Annotated in this window: 16 protein-coding genes; 14 read left to right on the forward strand and 2 right to left on the reverse strand. The window is 41.3% G+C overall.

From position 1 onward, the window contains the following. The first annotated feature begins 72 nt into the window (after nucleotides 1–72). A complete protein-coding gene (locus tag AC570H_RS11965) occupies nucleotides 73–2061 on the forward strand; it encodes an LTA synthase family protein (RefSeq protein ID WP_497355075.1) in 1989 nt (662 codons plus the stop codon). A 315-nt stretch (nucleotides 2062–2376) separates the two neighbouring features. Here the strand turns inward: AC570H_RS11965 and AC570H_RS11970 are convergent, their stop codons facing one another. Further along, nucleotides 2377–2604 (reverse strand): hypothetical protein, encoded by a 228-nt coding sequence (locus tag AC570H_RS11970; protein WP_497355077.1) that lies wholly within the window; start codon nucleotides 2602–2604, stop codon nucleotides 2377–2379. 397 nt (nucleotides 2605–3001) lie between these two features. On the opposite strand from AC570H_RS11970, the gene AC570H_RS11975 reads away from it, so the two are divergent. Continuing rightward, entirely contained in the window at nucleotides 3002–4951 is a 1950-nt protein-coding gene (locus AC570H_RS11975) for an amino acid permease (RefSeq protein ID WP_497355079.1), read from the forward strand. Between the two features lie 3 nt (nucleotides 4952–4954). Then, the gene (locus AC570H_RS11980) at nucleotides 4955–5506 is read left to right on the forward strand and encodes a hypothetical protein (RefSeq protein ID WP_497355081.1); all 552 of its coding nucleotides are present in this window, start codon (nucleotides 4955–4957) and stop codon (nucleotides 5504–5506) included. A gap of 324 nt (nucleotides 5507–5830) precedes the next feature. On the opposite strand, the gene AC570H_RS11985 is transcribed toward AC570H_RS11980, so the two are convergent. Continuing rightward, nucleotides 5831–7804: a KUP/HAK/KT family potassium transporter gene (locus tag AC570H_RS11985; protein ID WP_497355083.1), complete on the reverse strand. Its 1974-nt coding sequence runs from the start codon at nucleotides 7802–7804 to the stop codon at nucleotides 5831–5833. Between the two features lie 282 nt (nucleotides 7805–8086). On the opposite strand from AC570H_RS11985, the gene AC570H_RS11990 reads away from it, so the two are divergent. The 11 genes from AC570H_RS11990 (at nucleotide 8087) to AC570H_RS12040 (ending at nucleotide 17773) form a co-directional block, all read left to right on the forward strand. After that, complete coding sequence (locus AC570H_RS11990; RefSeq protein WP_497355085.1) at nucleotides 8087–8524, forward strand: T9SS type A sorting domain-containing protein; 438 nt, start codon at nucleotides 8087–8089, stop codon at nucleotides 8522–8524. Between the two features lie 78 nt (nucleotides 8525–8602). Beyond that, entirely contained in the window at nucleotides 8603–9217 is a 615-nt protein-coding gene (locus AC570H_RS11995) for a hypothetical protein (protein WP_497355087.1), read from the forward strand. 75 nt (nucleotides 9218–9292) lie between these two features. Further along, on the forward strand, nucleotides 9293–9904 hold the full coding sequence (locus tag AC570H_RS12000) for a fumarylacetoacetate hydrolase family protein (protein ID WP_497355089.1): 612 nt from the start codon (nucleotides 9293–9295) through the stop codon (nucleotides 9902–9904). A gap of 5 nt (nucleotides 9905–9909) precedes the next feature. Further along, a complete protein-coding gene (locus AC570H_RS12005) occupies nucleotides 9910–11664 on the forward strand; it encodes a M23 family metallopeptidase (protein ID WP_497355091.1) in 1755 nt (584 codons plus the stop codon). Nucleotides 11665–11871: 207 nt separating this feature from the next. Beyond that, nucleotides 11872–12336, forward strand: coding sequence for a thioredoxin-dependent thiol peroxidase (gene bcp, locus AC570H_RS12010; protein ID WP_497355093.1), 465 nt, complete (start codon nucleotides 11872–11874; stop codon nucleotides 12334–12336). A 149-nt stretch (nucleotides 12337–12485) separates the two neighbouring features. Beyond that, the gene (locus AC570H_RS12015; RefSeq protein ID WP_497355095.1) at nucleotides 12486–13331 is read left to right on the forward strand and encodes a transketolase; all 846 of its coding nucleotides are present in this window, start codon (nucleotides 12486–12488) and stop codon (nucleotides 13329–13331) included. 75 nt (nucleotides 13332–13406) lie between these two features. Continuing rightward, the gene (locus tag AC570H_RS12020; RefSeq protein WP_497355097.1) at nucleotides 13407–14363 is read left to right on the forward strand and encodes a transketolase family protein; all 957 of its coding nucleotides are present in this window, start codon (nucleotides 13407–13409) and stop codon (nucleotides 14361–14363) included. A gap of 125 nt (nucleotides 14364–14488) precedes the next feature. Next, the gene (locus AC570H_RS12025) at nucleotides 14489–15040 is read left to right on the forward strand and encodes an RNA polymerase sigma factor (RefSeq protein WP_497355099.1); all 552 of its coding nucleotides are present in this window, start codon (nucleotides 14489–14491) and stop codon (nucleotides 15038–15040) included. Between the two features lie 113 nt (nucleotides 15041–15153). Next, nucleotides 15154–15777 carry a hypothetical protein gene (locus AC570H_RS12030; protein ID WP_497355101.1) on the forward strand — a complete coding sequence of 208 codons (624 nt, stop codon included), beginning with the start codon at nucleotides 15154–15156 and terminating at the stop codon, nucleotides 15775–15777. A 147-nt stretch (nucleotides 15778–15924) separates the two neighbouring features. Further along, nucleotides 15925–16374: a hypothetical protein gene (locus tag AC570H_RS12035; protein ID WP_497355103.1), complete on the forward strand. Its 450-nt coding sequence runs from the start codon at nucleotides 15925–15927 to the stop codon at nucleotides 16372–16374. Between the two features lie 205 nt (nucleotides 16375–16579). After that, nucleotides 16580–17773 (forward strand): aspartate aminotransferase family protein, encoded by a 1194-nt coding sequence (locus AC570H_RS12040; protein ID WP_497355105.1) that lies wholly within the window; start codon nucleotides 16580–16582, stop codon nucleotides 17771–17773. Nucleotides 17774–17778: the final 5 nt, after the last annotated feature.

Genomic DNA, 17778 nt, shown 5'->3' on the forward strand with positions numbered 1-17778 from the left:
GTCATCCTGACTGGATTCAGCAGGACGATTGTATCAAAAAAAAAGCAGGGCGATTGACCGTCCTGCTTTTTTATGTTCAGAATTTCTTCAGAATTGAAAGGTAGTTTTGATGCATCAATTACCAAATGCATTGTATTCATGCTTAAAAAGCTGTTGGCCAGTCGGTACCGACTATTGGTTTTTATTTACCTGTTTATCCTTTCTGTTTCGTTTTTAACCCGATTGGCTTTGCTGATTGCGTCCTTTCGCCAATTAGATGCCAATCCTTTTCAGTTTTTGGGGATTTTCATAATCGGATGGCTGAACGACACGCTAATGAGCACCTTCTTTTTAATTCCTTTCGTGCTTTACCTTTGGCTGGTTCCGAATAAGCTCTATTCTAAAAAGTGGTTCCGTTTGATCAATTATGGTCTCTGTTTCTTAACCATTAACTTATTATTGTTCAATGCGGTTTCTGAATGGCTTTTTTGGGACGAGTTTTCAACCCGTTACAATTTTATTGCGGTAGATTACCTCATCTATACCACAGAGGTGATCGGTAACATCTGGCAATCCTACCCAATCGTTCCTTTGCTCATCGGCATTTTTGTTTGCAGCAGCTTGGTACTGATTTTTAACAAGAAACACATCAAAAACAACGGTACCGAAAGCTATCGCTTTAAAAAAAGAAGCCTGATTACACTTATTTTATTGCTATTACCAGTATTTGTTTGGTTGCTGGGGAGCAATGGCGCTAAAAAATTCAGCAAAAACCAATATGCTTCAGAGCTTTCGGGCAATGGGATTTATGATTTTGGCGCCGCCTTTTTCCATAACGAATTGGATTATGATCAGTTCTATGCCAAGGAATCGGTTAAAGAAATCTTCAGCACGGTGAGAAAAGCATTGGCTAGCGAAAACAGCCAATTCTTGAATGATTCGACAGTATCCGTTACCAGAAAAATCAATTACCCGGGCGTGCCTAACAACTACAACCTGGTTTTGATCAGCGTAGAGAGCCTAAGTGGCGATTTCTTATCCAGGTTTGGCAATACCCAACACATTACCCCAAACCTCGACAGCTTGGCCAATCGAGGGCTATTTTTCGATCATCTTTTTGCAACCGGTACCAGAACCGTGCGTGGGCTAGAAGCATTATCTATCAGTTTGCCTCCTACTCCAGGCCAATCGGTAGTAAAAAGGCCCAATAACGAGGATAAGTTTTCTTTGGGCAGCATCCTCAAAAGCAAAGGCTACACTACGCAATTTATTTATGGCGGTTATGGCTATTTCGACAATATGAACTATTTCTTTGGTAACAATGGCTATCAGGTGATCGATCGTTCGGCCATTACCAATAAAAAAGACATTCATTACGAAAACATCTGGGGTGTTGCCGATGAAGATCTTTTTACCCTAGCTGGCAAAACCTTCGATGCCGATTACAAGCTCCATAAACCATTCTTTAGTCAGGTGATGACGACCTCCAACCACAGGCCCTTTACCTATCCTGACGGCAGGATCGATATTCCATCACATATAGGTAGAGAAGGTGCGGTAAAATATACCGATTATGCCATTGGTAAGTTCATTAACGACAGCAGAAACAAGCCTTGGTTCAAGAATACCATATTTGTAATCGTGGCCGACCATTGTGCCTCAAGTGCCGGAAAAACCGAACTTCCCATTAAAAATTACCGCATTCCGATGATCGTTTATGCACCTGCCATCATCAAACCTGCTACTTTTAAGGGACTAAGTTCACAAATAGATATTCCGCCAACCTTGTTGGGGCTTTTAAATGTAAGCTACACCTCTAAATTCTTTGGCTTTGACCTATTCCATACACCCACCGAACAGCGCAGGGCATTTATCAGCACTTATCAGAACCTGGGCTATTTAAAGGGAGACCAACTGATCATCTTATCGCCTCAGCAAAAGGTAGAAGCATTTAAAGTAGATACTGTTACCTTTGCTACCACTCCATTAAAGTCTTCGCCCGTTTTAACCAACGAAGCCATTTCCTACTATCAATCGGCGAGCTACTTGTTGCGTCATCAGCTTTACCAGTTTACAAAATAGCCCTGCAACACAAAGCCAAATTGGTCATTTGCAAAATCTTGTTAAAAATAGGAAAGCAATATATTCAGGTTGAGTTTGAACTATGTTTTTGGCAATAGCAACGTGAAATCGGCCAGAGACAGGCAGACTGGCGCTACTGCAGAAGAAGGCAGGATCAGGTGAGTTTTTAGTTACCAGTTGTGAGCTGTCTGTTATGAGTTAGCAATTCAATTTGACAATCAACTAATCCTCAATAAGCCAATGAAAAAAGCAACATGATTACTCACGCTGCTTTCTTAATGTTTTAGATTTTTGTTGGTTGGATTTTAAGTAGGATTACCATCCACCGCATGCATTAGGCGCAACCTGGCTTCCAGATACACAGTCGCAGTTCCTCTCGCATAATCCGTCAAAATAGTCACCATTTTGATCGGTGCCTGAGCATAGGGCAATCATGCAAATCACCGATTCGTTGTTGGCTCCACCTAATACGTTTTTCATTTGATTGCGGGTAAGTAATTCGCCTTGCTTCAAGGCATGGAATTTTGAATCCGATTTTCTCATCTTTTTTAAATTTGGTTTTATAAACAATAAACAATTATGTTACATATCAGCTTGCTAAGTCATCTATGTGCTATAATTTAAATTGGTTATGAAGTGCCATACCCGCAGTTAGGCCCATTTTACCCTAAGACTTTAATTATCGGATAATTTTTGTTCTTATAAAGTTATAACAATACTTTAAATTAACTAATTTTTTTACCAGAAAATTTATAGTCGGCCCTTTTAAACCAATTGTATTTATTCGCATTAATAAACCAGAGCTATGCCTCAAATAGGGCATCTGTACCACAGAAAGGCAACATAAAATAGCAAGGCAAAGGTTTAGTGTAACCTTATTGTACAAACCCTTCTTATTTAAGGCATATTTTTTTATGTTTGGGAAAACAACTAGCAACAAATGTTCGAAAAACTATTCAGGAAGAAGTCTATTAGTAAAATTCTAGAAGATGCGGCAAAAGGCTACGGCGATCATGGCGATTCGCTCCACAAAACCTTAGGTGTAAGAGATTTAACTGCCTTTGGTATCGCAGCCATTATTGGTGCAGGCATTTTTAGTACCATTGGCAAGGCTAGTGCCGATGGTGGTCCCGCAGTGATCTTCTTGTTTATTTTTACCGCAGTTGCCTGTAGTTTTGCAGCTTTTGCCTATGCCGAGTTCGCTTCGATGGTGCCGGTTTCGGGCAGCGCTTATACTTATTCTTACGTAGCTTTTGGCGAGCTGGTCGCTTGGATCATCGGCTGGTCGCTCATTATGGAATATGCCATTGGCAATATTACCGTAGCCATTTCCTGGTCAGATTATTTTACGGGTCTCCTCTCCTCCATACGAATACCGGCCTTGGGCATAGAAAACGGCATCAATATTCCAGATTGGGCTACTATGGATTACCTATCAGCTTTGAATGGCCACAAACATGCCGAGGCGCTCTTGGGAGCAGGCAAAAGCTTGGCCAATTTAGACGATGCCACCCGTATTGCCAGCCATGCATGGACTACAGCGCCACAAATCGGAGGTTTTCATTTGGTAGCTGATTTACCGGCATTAGGCATTATCATCTTCATCACCTGGCTGATTTACCGCGGTATGAAAGAATCAAGAAACGCCAGCAATGCCATGGTGGTAGTTAAACTAGCTGTTATCTTATTGGTTTTAGCCGTAGGCGTGTTTTATGTCGATACTAAAAATTGGAACCCTTTTGCACCTAATGGCGTATCGGGCGTATTGAAAGGTGTTTCGGCGGTTTTCTTTGCCTATATAGGTTTCGATGCCATTTCAACCACGGCTGAAGAATGCAAAAATCCGCAACGGGATTTGCCGCGAGGCATGATGTGGGCCATCATCATCTGTACCATTCTTTACATTGCCATTGCCTTGGTGCTCACCGGTATTGTAAGGTCTGATACTTTAGCCGTTGGCGATCCTCTGGCCTTTGTTTTTGATCAGATCGACCTGAAGCTCATGAGCGGAATCATTGCCGTAAGTGCTGTTTTTGCCATGGCGAGTGTGCTGTTGGTATTTCAAATGGGCCAGCCACGCATCTGGATGAGCATGAGCCGCGACGGCTTGTTGCCAAAATCATTTTCTAAAATCCACCCTAAATATAAAACGCCTTCGTTTGCCACTATTGTAGTAGGTTTTGTGGTAGCCATTCCATCCTTGTTCATGAACCTCACTATCGTAACCGATCTGTGCTCTATAGGTACGTTGTTTGCCTTTGTGTTGGTTTGTGCAGGTGTTTTGGTATTGCAGAATAAACCCGATGTACAGCGTGGCAAATTCAGAATTCCTTATGTGAACTCTAAATTTATTATCCCTTTGGCTTTTATTGCCGTTTTGGCTTTGGCTTTTACCAAGTTTAAGCCAGAAACCATGGCTTTTGTAACCAATGAAACAAAAGTAAACGGGCCTGTTGCCTTTATTACCTCATTAACCGAACAGGAACTAGAGACGGTTAAAAAAGAAATCAGCGCAAGCCCAGTAGTATTGCAGGGTAAAAAAATTGATGCCGAAGCTTATTTAAACAGTTTAACGCCTGCACAATACACCGATTTTATGGCCAAATCTTCTATTTCTTTCGAGAAGAAATACGAAAGCGGCTGGTCATTGTTCAAGCATAAGATTCCGATGTGGATTTTCTTGATCATCTGCGTTGTTATCGCTTATCTTTGCGTAACCAAAAACCTTTCCCTTATCCCCGTATTGGGACTGATCAGCTGTTTGTACATGATGTGCGAGCTGGGTATCTCTAACTGGATTGGCTTTGGAATTTGGTTGGTAGTAGGGTTAATCGTGTATTTTGCTTATGGCTTTAGGCACAGTAAATTGGGCAAAGCCACAACCACCTAGCCTATGACCATCTTTGAAAAACTTGCCTTTCATAAAAAAGAAAAAGCCCTTTGCAGGATCAAAAGACTAATTGACAAAAAGCCCTACCAGCTGACCGATGGTTATGTTTTAGACTATTCAGACGATTTTGTATTGGTAAGAGAAGTTGGAGATATTACGTTAGATGGCCTATGCGTACTTCCAATCAGATCGATCGTCAAAATAAGGAATAATGATTACGATAAATACATGGATTACATGTTAGAGGCAGAGGGGCTGAAAGACCAAGTTAAAAATACATTTAAAATAGACCTAGACAGTTTGCAAACCATCTTTAATTCTATTCGAGAAATTGGCTTGAACTGTAAGGTGGAGAACGAAAGTGATAAACATTTCTTCTTTAAAATTGGCCCCGTCATCAAAGTAAAAAAGAAGAGCGTGCTCATCAATAATTTTAATCCTGAAGGCTACCTTGATGAAGAACCCACAAAAATCAGGTTCAAGGAGATCACGTCAGTTGGCTTTGACGACAACTACACCAACGTTTTCAGCAAATATTTAAGGAAAATGGCTTAGTCCCTGTCAACTTGTTCACAAAGCCTAAGTCAAATAGCCCAGATTGAAGCGACATCCTTTTTTGCCCATCAAAGGCCAAAAAGATATAGCGAAAAGCTGGACTGCCTTTAATAGTGGCAGCAAACATTGCGCTCAAAAAAAGACAAGTATTTTTGCACAGTTGCACCAGGTTGTTTTATGGGAAAGCAAAGGCAGTGTTCCATTTGATTGTTAGTCCCCGCTGTCCTTTCTCCCGATGTAAAATCGGGATCAATCCTATCGGGTTTATAAACAACTGCCTCTTCTGTTAGGCCTGGTCGCATGCAAACTGACAACTGAAAAACGTTAAACCGCCAATCGGTTCAGTTCGATGTCATCTGGCGTTACAAAGATCAGCGGTACTTTTTCCACATCTACATAGCTTGAATCCAAACCAAAACTGCTTTCTTCCGACAAGCTTAAACGCTTTAGGATAAAGTAGTAATCCATAATGGTTTGCTCGTAAAAACTCAAGTTGCTGAATTTAGACAAGTGTTTTTCTAAAAGTACGAAACGGAAATCGCCCGCTATTTTATGCCTGTTTAATGATTTGTATTGGCTGGTAATATCTACCTCGCCATTCTTCACCAATTCTTCTACCACTTTGCGGTAAAGCAGATTTACGCGTTGCTCAATCCTAAATCCGAGTTTGAAATCTATCCTGATCAGCTTACCCGGGATCAAGAACTCTACCTTGTAATCCATGGTATAAGGCTCATCCATTACGTCAACGTGCACCAGCCAATACACATCGGCACGTTTTGGTTCTTTTTGGATGATGGAGTAAATGATCTTCGACTCGATTTCTGTCTTGAAGTTTGCACTGGTTAGGTACACCAATTGCGATGAATATTTGGGAACAGATTCGTCATTGCTCAGCTCGTTAAGGATGGTATAGTAATCCTCAATCTCAACGTATTTTACAAATCTGTTTTTGATTTTTCTAGAGTTGTACCAAGTCCACATTACGCTGAGCAATGCCATACTGATTAACAAGGTTACCCAACCTCCATGTATAAATTTAGACATGTTGCCCACTAGGAACGACAGCTCAATCAAGGCATAAACCGAAACAAATATCACAATGATATATTTAGGAAACTTCTTCCTTAGCATGTAAACGGCAACCAAAACGGTGGTCATTAAAAAGGTGAGGTTAATGGCCAAACCATAGGCACCTTCCATATCATCCGATCTTCGGAAAACCAACACAATGACGATACAACCAACGCAAAGCAACCAATTGATAGAAGGAACGTACAACTGCCCTTTTTGTACACTTGGATAGTTGATCCTCACTTTCGGCCATAAGTTTAGCCTCACAGCTTCTGATATCAGCGTAAAAGAGCCACTGATCATGGCCTGCGAAGCAATTACGGCAGCGGTTGTTGCCAATGCCACCATATAAATGACCAGGCTTTCTGGTACCAACTGGAAAAACGGGTTGATGATATGAGGATCGTAATTAGGGTTTTTCAAGATCCATACGCCTTGTCCCAAATAGTTAAAAATGAGCATCAGCTTCACAAAAATCCAGCTCACACGAATATTGTTCTTGCCACAATGGCCCAAATCAGAATACAAGGCTTCGGCCCCAGTTGTACACAGAAATACACCACCTAGCAATGCCAAGGCCTCTGGATGGTCAATTAATAACCTGATGGCATAATAAGGATTTAAAGCCTTAAAAATGGTGGGATCGTGGATAATTTGTCCCAAGCCACATACGCCCAAGGCAGCGAACCATAAAAACATAATAGGTCCGAAAAGCCTGCCTACCAGGTTGGTTCCAAATTGCTGAATGATAAAAAGTGCGGTAATAATGGCCAATACAATAGGAACGACCTGAACGGAAGGAAACTGGAGTTTCAATCCTTCGATGGCCGACGTTACCGTAATACTGGGTGTAATCATCCCATCGGCCAACAATGCTGCTCCTCCGATAATGGCCGGAATAACCAGCCATTTGGCCTTTTTCCTTACCAACGAGTAGAGCGAAAATATACCACCCTCCCCTTTATTGTCTGCCCTTAAGGTAATGATTACATACTTTATGGTAGTTTGCAAGGTCAATGTCCAAATGATACAGGACAGAGCGCCCAGCACCAGGCCCGAATCGATTACAAACGGTGTCTCCTGTCTTGTTGCAATTTCCTTTGCGATTTTAAAAATAGCTTTTAGGGTATATAATGGAGACGTTCCTATATCGCCGAACACAATCCCTAAACTAACCAAAACACCGCCCGCGGTAAGGGCATTCACATTTTTATGACTTGACACTTGCTAAATTTTATGACTTGATACTTGCAAAATTGAGACGCAAAATTAATTAAATAATTGTGATTAACTCCATAATATTTTTCAGCCAAATCCCACACAGTGAAAAGTCAAAAAAATATCAAAAAACAAGGGTGTTAAATATTGTTAAATATTGATTTACTCAACAAAATGTTTGATTTCTTTGTTTAATTATTTATATTTTTGCCAGCAGTTAAGATGAATTTGAAGACAAAAATAGCGTTCTCCCTGAGCGTACTATGTACCTTTTGCATAGTAGCGTTGATGAGTAATGCTGCTTTTGCCCAAAAAATAGACAGCACCCGAATTACGCTAAAGCCTAAAACCAAAGCGGTAAGCCGTGTACCCCAAATCAAGGCTAATATCCAGCCTTACAAGCCATCTTTCAACATTTCAAGTAACAATTCAAGTCCAGCTGCCGCTATAAAATCGGGCGGAAAAATCCTGACGGTACTCAAAGTATATCCAAATCCGGTTAATGAACAATTGAACATCAGCTTGCGTTTAGACCGCGAAACCATGCTTTCGATTAAGATTACCGACCTTTTGGGCAATGATGTATTGGTATTGGCCAATGAACGTACCACTGCTGGCGAACAGACCAAAACCTATACCATTCCGAACAAATTAAATGCCGGCATCTATTTTTTGAGGATAGTGGTTAGCGGCGAACAGGTTGTTAAAAAGATTTCGGTATTATAATTCTCTATTCTTTCTTACTTTTGAAGCAATAGCCGTTCTCGCTGGTCTAATCATATACTTATATCCAAAAGCGACAAAATGAAACTTCTATCATTGCTTATAATTTCATTGGTACTGCTCAGCTGCAACCAACCATCGCCTCCGCCCCCTAAGCAAACCGAACAGGCCAAAAAGAGAGAAGTCTACAATAAAGAATTCGACTGGACCATTGCCATTCCTGATCAATTTGAGGAGGTAGGCAAAACTGAAAGAATGAGCAAGCAGGAACAAGCCGCAAGCAAGCTCAGAGAAAAATACAAAGACGGGGTTGAATTTAAAGGCGAAAACATTTTCCTGTTTAAAAACGACCAGTTTAATTATTTTGAAGCGCTTTACGAACCATATGACCATACCCTTAAAGGCGATTATTCGAAATCATTTACAGCAGTGAACAAAATGATATTTGAAACCCTTAAAAATCCTCCAGGCAATATATTGGATTCGGCTAGTACTGAAGAAACGATTGATGAACTTAAATTTCATACCTTCAAAATTAGTGTCGACTACCGAAATGGCACCGTTATGCATTGGTTGATCTATAGCAGGCTTTTTGACCAAAAAGCATTTACTGTTAATATCATAACCATTGATACCGCCAAGGAAAAAGCGTTGTTAGCAACCTGGAGAAACTCAAAATTTGGACATCAAAAATAAATTAAGTGAAACTTGCACCTGTTTACCATCAAATGCTTGTGCAAATTTGTAATCGATAAAACAAAACATATTTTTATGAAGATTATTGCCATTGGCCGCAATTATGCCGCACACGCCAAGGAATTGAACAATGCCGTTCCAACAAAGCCCATTATATTCTTGAAACCCGATACGGCTGTTTTAAAAGACAATAAACCATTTTATATTCCCGATTTTTCGTCAGACATCCATTACGAGCTTGAAGTGGTTTTAAAAATCTGCAAGGAAGGCAAGCACATTGCCGAAAAGTTTGCGGCGAACTATTACGACGAAATTGGTTTGGGTATTGATTTTACTGCACGCGACATCCAAAGCGAACATAAAGAAAAAGGACTGCCTTGGGAATTGGCCAAAGCCTTCGACAACTCTGCAGCCATTAGTCAATTTATGCCAAAAGCCGATTTTGGCGACCTATACCAATTGCAATTTGAGTTGCAAATCAACAAAGAAACCCGTCAAAATGGCCATACCAGCAATTTGCTGTTTTCTTTTGAGCGGATTATTTCCTTTGTATCGCAGTACATTACCCTCAAAAAAGGCGATCTGATTTTTACGGGGACACCCGAGGGCGTTGGCCAGGTTAAGCAAGGCGACCAGCTGGAAGCCTGGCTCCAAGGCAAACAATTACTCAATTTCCAAATCAAATAAGACCGATGCTTCCTTTGAAAAACCTATTTGGCCTGAATGGCCCCAAATCATTCTATTTTATACTTTTATGCAGTTGTTTGGGTCTACACACTAACGCGCAACAGATTTTTAGCAACAACGTTTATACCTTAACCGATTTCAGGCCACCGTTGGATATTGTGCCTCCCGCTTTGGCAGGTTCTTTTGGCGAGCTCAGGGCAAACCACTTTCATTCGGGCATCGATTTCCGCACCAATCAACGCATTGGCTATCCGGTTTATGCCACTGCCGATGGCTACATTTCGAGGTTGCGTGTGCAGAACAGCGGTTTTGGATTGGCCTTGTACATTAACCATCCCAATGGCTTCACTTCTGTTTATGGACACTTGTCGCGTTTCAGCCCTAAAATTGCCCAACAGGTAAAAACCATCCAATACAAAAACAAATCCTACGAAATAGACGAATTCCCTAATGCAGATTTCATTCCGGTACGCAAAGGCGAAATCATAGCCTACTCTGGCAATACCGGAAGCTCTGGAGGCCCTCACCTGCATTTTGAGCTGCGCGACAGCAAAACCGAAGCCACCATCAATCCCCAGTTGCTGGGCATCCAAATCCCAGATGACATCCCTCCGGTAATCTATTCCATGTACGTATACCGCCTGAACGGGAAGCCTTTTAACGAATTTACGCCCAAGCAATATTTTCAGGTAGTAGGTGGCAACGGCAAATATAACCTCAACAAAGTAAGCACCATCCACCTCAATGGCGAAGTAGGCTTTGGCATCATCACCACCGACAAGCACAATGGCGCTTCGGGTCTTAATGGCGTTTATTCCATCCAGCTGGAATTAGATGGCAGCCTGATCTACACTTCAGCCCTAGAAAGGTTCAGCTTCGATAACAGTAAAGCCATTAATTCGCATATAGACTATCCGGCATTTCTCAACCTAAAGAAAAGCATCCAAAAAAGCTTTGTCGATCCGGGAAACCCGCTACAGATTTATAGCAACTTGGTGAACAATGGTCGTATTACTTTTAATGATGGCAAACTCCACGAAATGAAGTATACCATTACCGATTCGAAAGGCAATAAAAGCACTTTGCTGTTTAATGTATTGGCCGATGCCAAAGCGGTAATCAACACTCCTGCCCTGCCGGCTGGCATCCAGTTTCCCTATAACAAAACAAACGAATACAATGGCGATGAAGTGAAGATCATCCTGCCAAAAGGCACCTTGTATAACGACTTGAATTTTAGCTATAAAAAACTGCCTAGGCCACAGCAAAATGCATTCTCGGCTATTCATCAGGTACAGAATAACCAAACGCCATTGCATATTGGTTTTGAAATTTGGATCAAAGCCGATAGCAGCCTGAACAAATACCAAAACAAGGCCCTGATTGTTAACGCCAACCGCTCATCGCAAGGTGGCTTTTTTGAAAACGGCTATGTGAAAGCAACGCCACGCAACTTTGGCAGCTTCTTTATCGCCATCGATACCATTGCCCCTAACATCATTCCGGTAAATATCGCCAATGGCAAGAATATGTCTGAGTTAAGTAAAATGAGCTTCAGGATTAGCGACAACCTTTCGGGAATTAAAAGTTTTAATGGCTATATTGACGGCAAATGGATATTGATGGAATTTGATACCAAATCGGCAAGCCTCTGGCATAGCTTCGACGAAAGAACAGCTCCCGGCAAACATAGTTTCGAACTGCTTGTTGAAGATATGAAAGGCAACGTGAAACGTTATGCGAGTGAATTTACGAGATAGCAAGTTTGTCATTCCCACGAAGGAGGAATCTGTTTCGAATATAGATCCTTCACTGCGTTCAGGATGATAAGTGAGTGCATGGGTTAATTGCTAAATTGTTAACCGAAAACTCACAACTGACAACTGAAAACTGGTAACTGATAACTAGTAACTGAAAACTAGTAACTAAAAATTCACAACTGGTAACTGACAACTAATAATAAAAAAATGGCTACACTTCAAACTGGAGATCAAGCTCCACAATTTACTTCGAAAGACCAAAACGGAAACACGGTTTCTCTAGATCAGTTTAAAGGACAAAAAGTAGTGCTTTATTTTTATCCGAAAGATGATACGCCAGGCTGTACGGCCGAGGCCTGCGATTTTAGGGACAACTACCAAGGTTTAAAAGCCAAGGGCATCGAGGTGCTTGGCGTAAGTGTAGACGATGAAAAATCGCACCAAAAATTCATCAACAAACACAGCCTGCCATTTACCTTATTGGCCGATACCGACAAAGCAATTGTAGAGGCTTATGGCGTTTGGGGCGAGAAAAACATGTACGGCAAAAAGTATATGGGCACCAACCGTACTACCTTTGTAATAGACGAAGAAGGCAAAATCGAACATGTGATTGCCAAGGTAGATACCAAGAGTCCAACAGCACAAGTGCTGGCCCTGCTAGAGAAATAGTTTACAGTTCTCGGTTTCAAATTTTCGACTTTGAACTTTAAACTTTTAACCCCTAACTTTTAACCCTCAACTCCTGTTATTTAGCTAAAGATTTTTACCTTAGCAACCATAAATCCCATTACCTTTGTTACAATAACAATTATACTTTAATGAAACATACAATTAGTGAACTAGAAGACATTGCCTCGCAAGTAAGAAGAGATGTGCTTAGAATGGTACATGCCGTTCAATCTGGCCACCCGGGCGCCTCATTGGGCTGTGCCGATTTCTTTACCGCATTATATTATGAGGTATTGAACCACTCGCCAAAGTTTAGCATGGATGGTGCTGGCGAAGATTTATTTTTCCTTTCAAACGGGCATATTTCGCCTGTTTGGTATAGCGTGTTGGCAAGATCTGGTTACTTTGAAGTAAGCGAACTGGCAACTTTCAGAAAACTAGACTCTAGGTTACAAGGTCACCCCACTACCCACGAAGGCCTGCCTGGCATTCGCGTAGCTTCTGGCTCTTTAGGCCAAGGCTTATCTGTAGCAATCGGTGCAGCCCTAAGCAAAAAACTAGATGGCGATAAATCATTGGTTTACACGTTGCAAGGCGATGGCGAGCTTCAAGAGGGACAAAACTGGGAAGCGTTCATGTTTGCTCCTTTCCACAAAGTAGACAACCTGATTGCCAGTATCGATTACAACGGCCAACAAATTGATGGTCCGACCGAGAAAGTACTTTCATTAGAAAATCTTCAAGCAAAATTCGAAGCCTTTGGCTGGCATGTAATTACTTCCGACGGCAACGACATGGAGCAGATTACCAAAGCCTTGCATTATGCCAAATCCCTAACCGGAAAAGGCAAGCCAATCTTAAACTTAATGAGTACCCAAATGGGCTATGGCGTTGATTTTATGGTGGGCACCCACAAATGGCACGGTTCTGCGCCAAGCGATGCACAGTTAGAAGTTGCTTTGGCCCAGTTAAAAGAAACTCTTGGAGATTATTAATTCGTATGGCGTATTGAGAAATGCGTAGAGAGATTAAATCGCAATACGCAATACGCCGAACACTATACTCATAAAATGAAAAAATACACATACACCGAAAAAAAAGATACACGTTCAGGTTTTGGAGCAGGACTGCATGAAGCAGGCAAACGCAATGAAAATGTAGTTGCCCTTTGTGCCGATTTAAAAGGCTCGCTAAAAATGGACGATTTCGCCAATGATTTCCCTGAGCGATTTGTACAAGTAGGTATTGCAGAAGCCAATATGATGGGCATTGCCGCAGGCATGACCATTGGAGGCAAAATTCCTTTTACCGGCACTTTTGCCAACTTTTCTACCGGCAGGGTTTACGACCAAATTCGTCAATCTATTGCCTATTCGGGTAAAAACGTAAAAATCTGTGCTTCGCACGCTGGCCTAACTTTAGGCGAAGACGGCGCAACCCACCAGATTTTAGAAGATATTGGCCTGATGAAAATGTTGCCGGGCATGGTCGTGATCAATCCTTGCGATTACAACCAAACCAAAGCAGCAACTTTAGCCATCATGGAGCATGAAGGTCCGGTTTACCTGCGTTTCGGTCGTCCGGTTATTCCTGTTTTTACTCCTGCCGATCAGAAATTCGAAATCGGAAAAGCCTGGATGGTAAACGAAGGTACAGACGTTACGATCATCGCTACCGGCCATATGGTTTGGAGAGCAATTGAAGCTGGCGAGAAATTGGCCGAATTGGGCATTGATGCGGAAATTATAAATATCCACACCATTAAACCTTTAGACGAAGAAGCCATTCTAAAATCGGTAAAGAAAACCGGATGTGTGGTAACCTGCGAAGAACACAACAAATATGGAGGCTTAGGCGAAAGCGTTGCCCGTTTGTTAACTACCGAGTTGCCAACGCCACAAGAGTTTGTTGCCGTAAACGATAGTTTTGGCGAAAGTGCTACGCCAGATCAGTTAATGACCAAGTACAAATTGGATCCAGCTGATATCGTAGCTGCTGCTCAAAAAGTAATCAAAAGAAAAGCCTAATTATAAAGATTTGGTGAAGGCACAAAGCGCATAAAGAAAATAATCTTTGTGAACTTTGTGCCTTTATGGTAAATTAAACAAATTAACACATTTGCCAAATACCGAACCGTCAATTATAGCATTGAATGAAACAAGTTGAAGACTCAGAAATACTGCAAAAGTTTGGTGTTGAAAAAACACGGAATGAGGCTTTCAACTTGCTCCTCCAAAAATATCAGCAAAAAATATACTGGCACATCCGCAGACTGATTATAGACCATGATGATGCCGATGACCTGGTACAGGAATCCTTTGTAAAGGTATGGAAGAACCTGGGCAACTTCCGCAGCGATTCCCAGCTCTACACTTGGATCTACAGAATTGCTACCAACGAATGCATTACCTTTCTGAATAAGAAAAAACTGAAAAACAACGTCTCTTTAGACGAAGTGGGCAGCGAATTGGCAGAAAGCCTGGCCTCATCTAGTTATTTTGATGGCGATAAAATCCAGCGCAAGCTACAGGAAGCCGTTTTAAGACTACCAGAAAAACAACGCCTTATTTTTAACATGAAGTATTTCGATGACATGAAATACGACGAAATATCGGAAGTTTTGGGCACCAGCGTTGGGGCTTTGAAAGCATCTTTCCACATCGCCGTAAAAAAAATAGAAACTATTTTATTAAATGAAGATTAAGGCATTAAACCTTTTGCAATAAAAACCATCAATAATACGTGATGAATAAAAATGATGAAATTATCATGAATTTCGATTAAAACACATGATAGATTCATAACCGAGAAAAGACAATGAAAGACAATGAAAATATGGAATGGGAAAAGGAAGCAGCATTTTTAGCCAGCTTGCCTAGAACTACGCCATATCGTGTGCCGGATAATTATTTTGACCACTTGCAATTGCATATCAACCAATCGGTTTTTGTAGATGGTTTGATGCAAAAAGAAGATCAGGGCTTTACCGTTCCTCAAAATTATTTTGAGGATTTGGCCATGCAGATCGAAGATCGTATTGCAGTAGATCAGCTCCAAACCTTGGCAGCAGCAGATGGCTTTAAAACACCAGAAGGCTATTTTGAAAAACTGCAGGCCAATATCCTGAGTCAAACTACAGGAGCAAGCCAACCAAAGCCAAAAGTATTCAAGTTATGGCAGTCTGATTTCATGAAATATGTTTCGGCCGCCTGCTTTATCGTATTAACCGCTTCTGGATTATATCTGAACCAACAGTATACCCTTAAGCAAGACCGTAAAATTGAATTAGCCAGCGAACAGATGCTGTATGACATTGATGAAAGTGTAATCATCGAGCATTTGCAAGAAGGCCAAACTGCCAACACTTCTGCGTCAGATACAGAAATGGAAAACTATATCTTAAATCATTTTTCATCGAGTGATTTATCGAATAACTTATAAAAATTAAGGATGAAACCCATCTTGGTTACTTGGATCGAAGGAAATTGATCCTTAGACCATGATACCTGCAGCTGCAGCCTGTGTTTCATCGCCACTTAACGCCAAAGGTAGCCCTGAAGAAGCTACTGAAAAAACAAAATATAACAGATGAAAAACCTATTTATCGCTTTATTTATCCTACCAACATTAGCCTTTGCACAAGGAGGGCCAAGAATGGATGAGAAAATGGAGGCTTACAAAGTAACCTGGCTTACCACCAAGCTAGATCTTTCGGCTGATGAGGCAAAAATCTTCTGGCCAATCTATAACGATTACACCAGAGAGCAAAATACGCTCAGAAAAGAACGCATGCAACAGATGATCAGCTTCAGGAAAATCAAGGAAATAGATGACCTTTCTGATACCGAAATCCAAAGCCTTATTTTAAACGACTTCGACTTCAAGCAAAAAGACCTGAACATCGAACGCAAATACTACAATAAGTTCAAAACCAGCCTGCCCATAAAAATAGTAGGTAAATTCTACAGGGCCCAAGAAGCCTTCAAAAAAGAATTGCTTAACCGTTACCGGGGACAGCAACAACCACAAAAACAGTAAATAATTAATAATTTTTTTAAAAATCCCATGGCGCACCAGTTCCATGGGATTTTTTTTGCTTAGTGGTGCTTGGTCTTCATTTCGGAAAAAATTACTAAACCGACGTAAATATACGACATTATCGTAATTTACAAATAAATTCGATCCTGATTTTTAGTAATTTTTATTCAGGTTTTCCAATTCGTTTTTTCCGTATTTTTGCATCATGTTAACACAACGTGAGCTTTTTTTAAAGCACAATGCACAAACTTCCGCTACCCCCCTTTTATTAGAATTTGTAAAGGCAAAAGGCCTTTATATGTATGATGTCGCCGACAAAAAATACATGGACCTCATTGCCGGAATTGGCGTAAGCAACGTTGGCCACTGCCATCCGGCTGTAGTGAAAGCCATTCAGCAACAAGCCGAAACCTATATGCATCTCATGGTTTATGGCGAATATGTGCAAAGTCCACAGGTAAATTTTGCCGAGGCTTTAGCAAAAGTGCTGCCTGCCAACCTCAACTGTACCTATTTTGTAAACTCAGGTGCAGAGGCAGTAGAAGGCGCCATGAAACTCGCCAAACGTTACACTGGAAGAACAAAACTGGTAGCCTGCAAAAACAGCTATCATGGCAGTACACAAGGCGCATTAAGCTTAATGGGCAACGAAGAGTTTAAGCAGGCTTATCGTCCCTTATTGCCAACCATCGAATTCATCGAATTTAACCAACTTGCTGATTTAGAAAAGATAGACCGGCAAACCGCAGCCGTTTTTATTGAAACGATACAGGGCGAGGCCGGAATTCGCGTACCGGAAGCGACTTATCTCCAAGCTCTTCGGGAGAAATGTAACCAAACAGGAACCTTATTGGTTTTTGATGAGATCCAATGTGGATTTGGCCGAACGGGCAAAATGTTTGGCTTCGAACACTATAACGTAGTTCCTGATATTTTGCTTTTGGCCAAAGGCATTGGCGGCGGCATGCCAATTGGTGCTTTTGTGTCTTCGCAAGAAATCATGTCGGTGTTTACAGACAATCCAATTTTGGGACACATAACCACATTTGGTGGCCATCCGGTAAGCTGTGCCGCAGGTTTGGCTACCCTGAACACCATTTTGGAAGAAAACCTGGTTGCCGATGTGGAAGCAAAGGGCCAGCTCTTCAAAAAATTGTTAAACCATCCGGCCATTAAGGAAATTAGGGGCAAGGGATTAATGTTGGCTGTTGAGTTTGACAGCTACGAAACCAATAAAGCCATTATCGATGCTTGTATTGCCGATGGCATCATTACCGATTGGTTTCTGCACTGCAGCAATTCCATGCGTATCGCCCCTCCATTAATCATCAGCAATGCCGAAATTGAAGAAGCCTGCGCAATTATTATAAAAAACATTAACTTGGTAACAAGGAGCTAAATGAT

The sequence above is a fragment of the Pedobacter sp. B4419 genome (assembly GCF_059693725.1).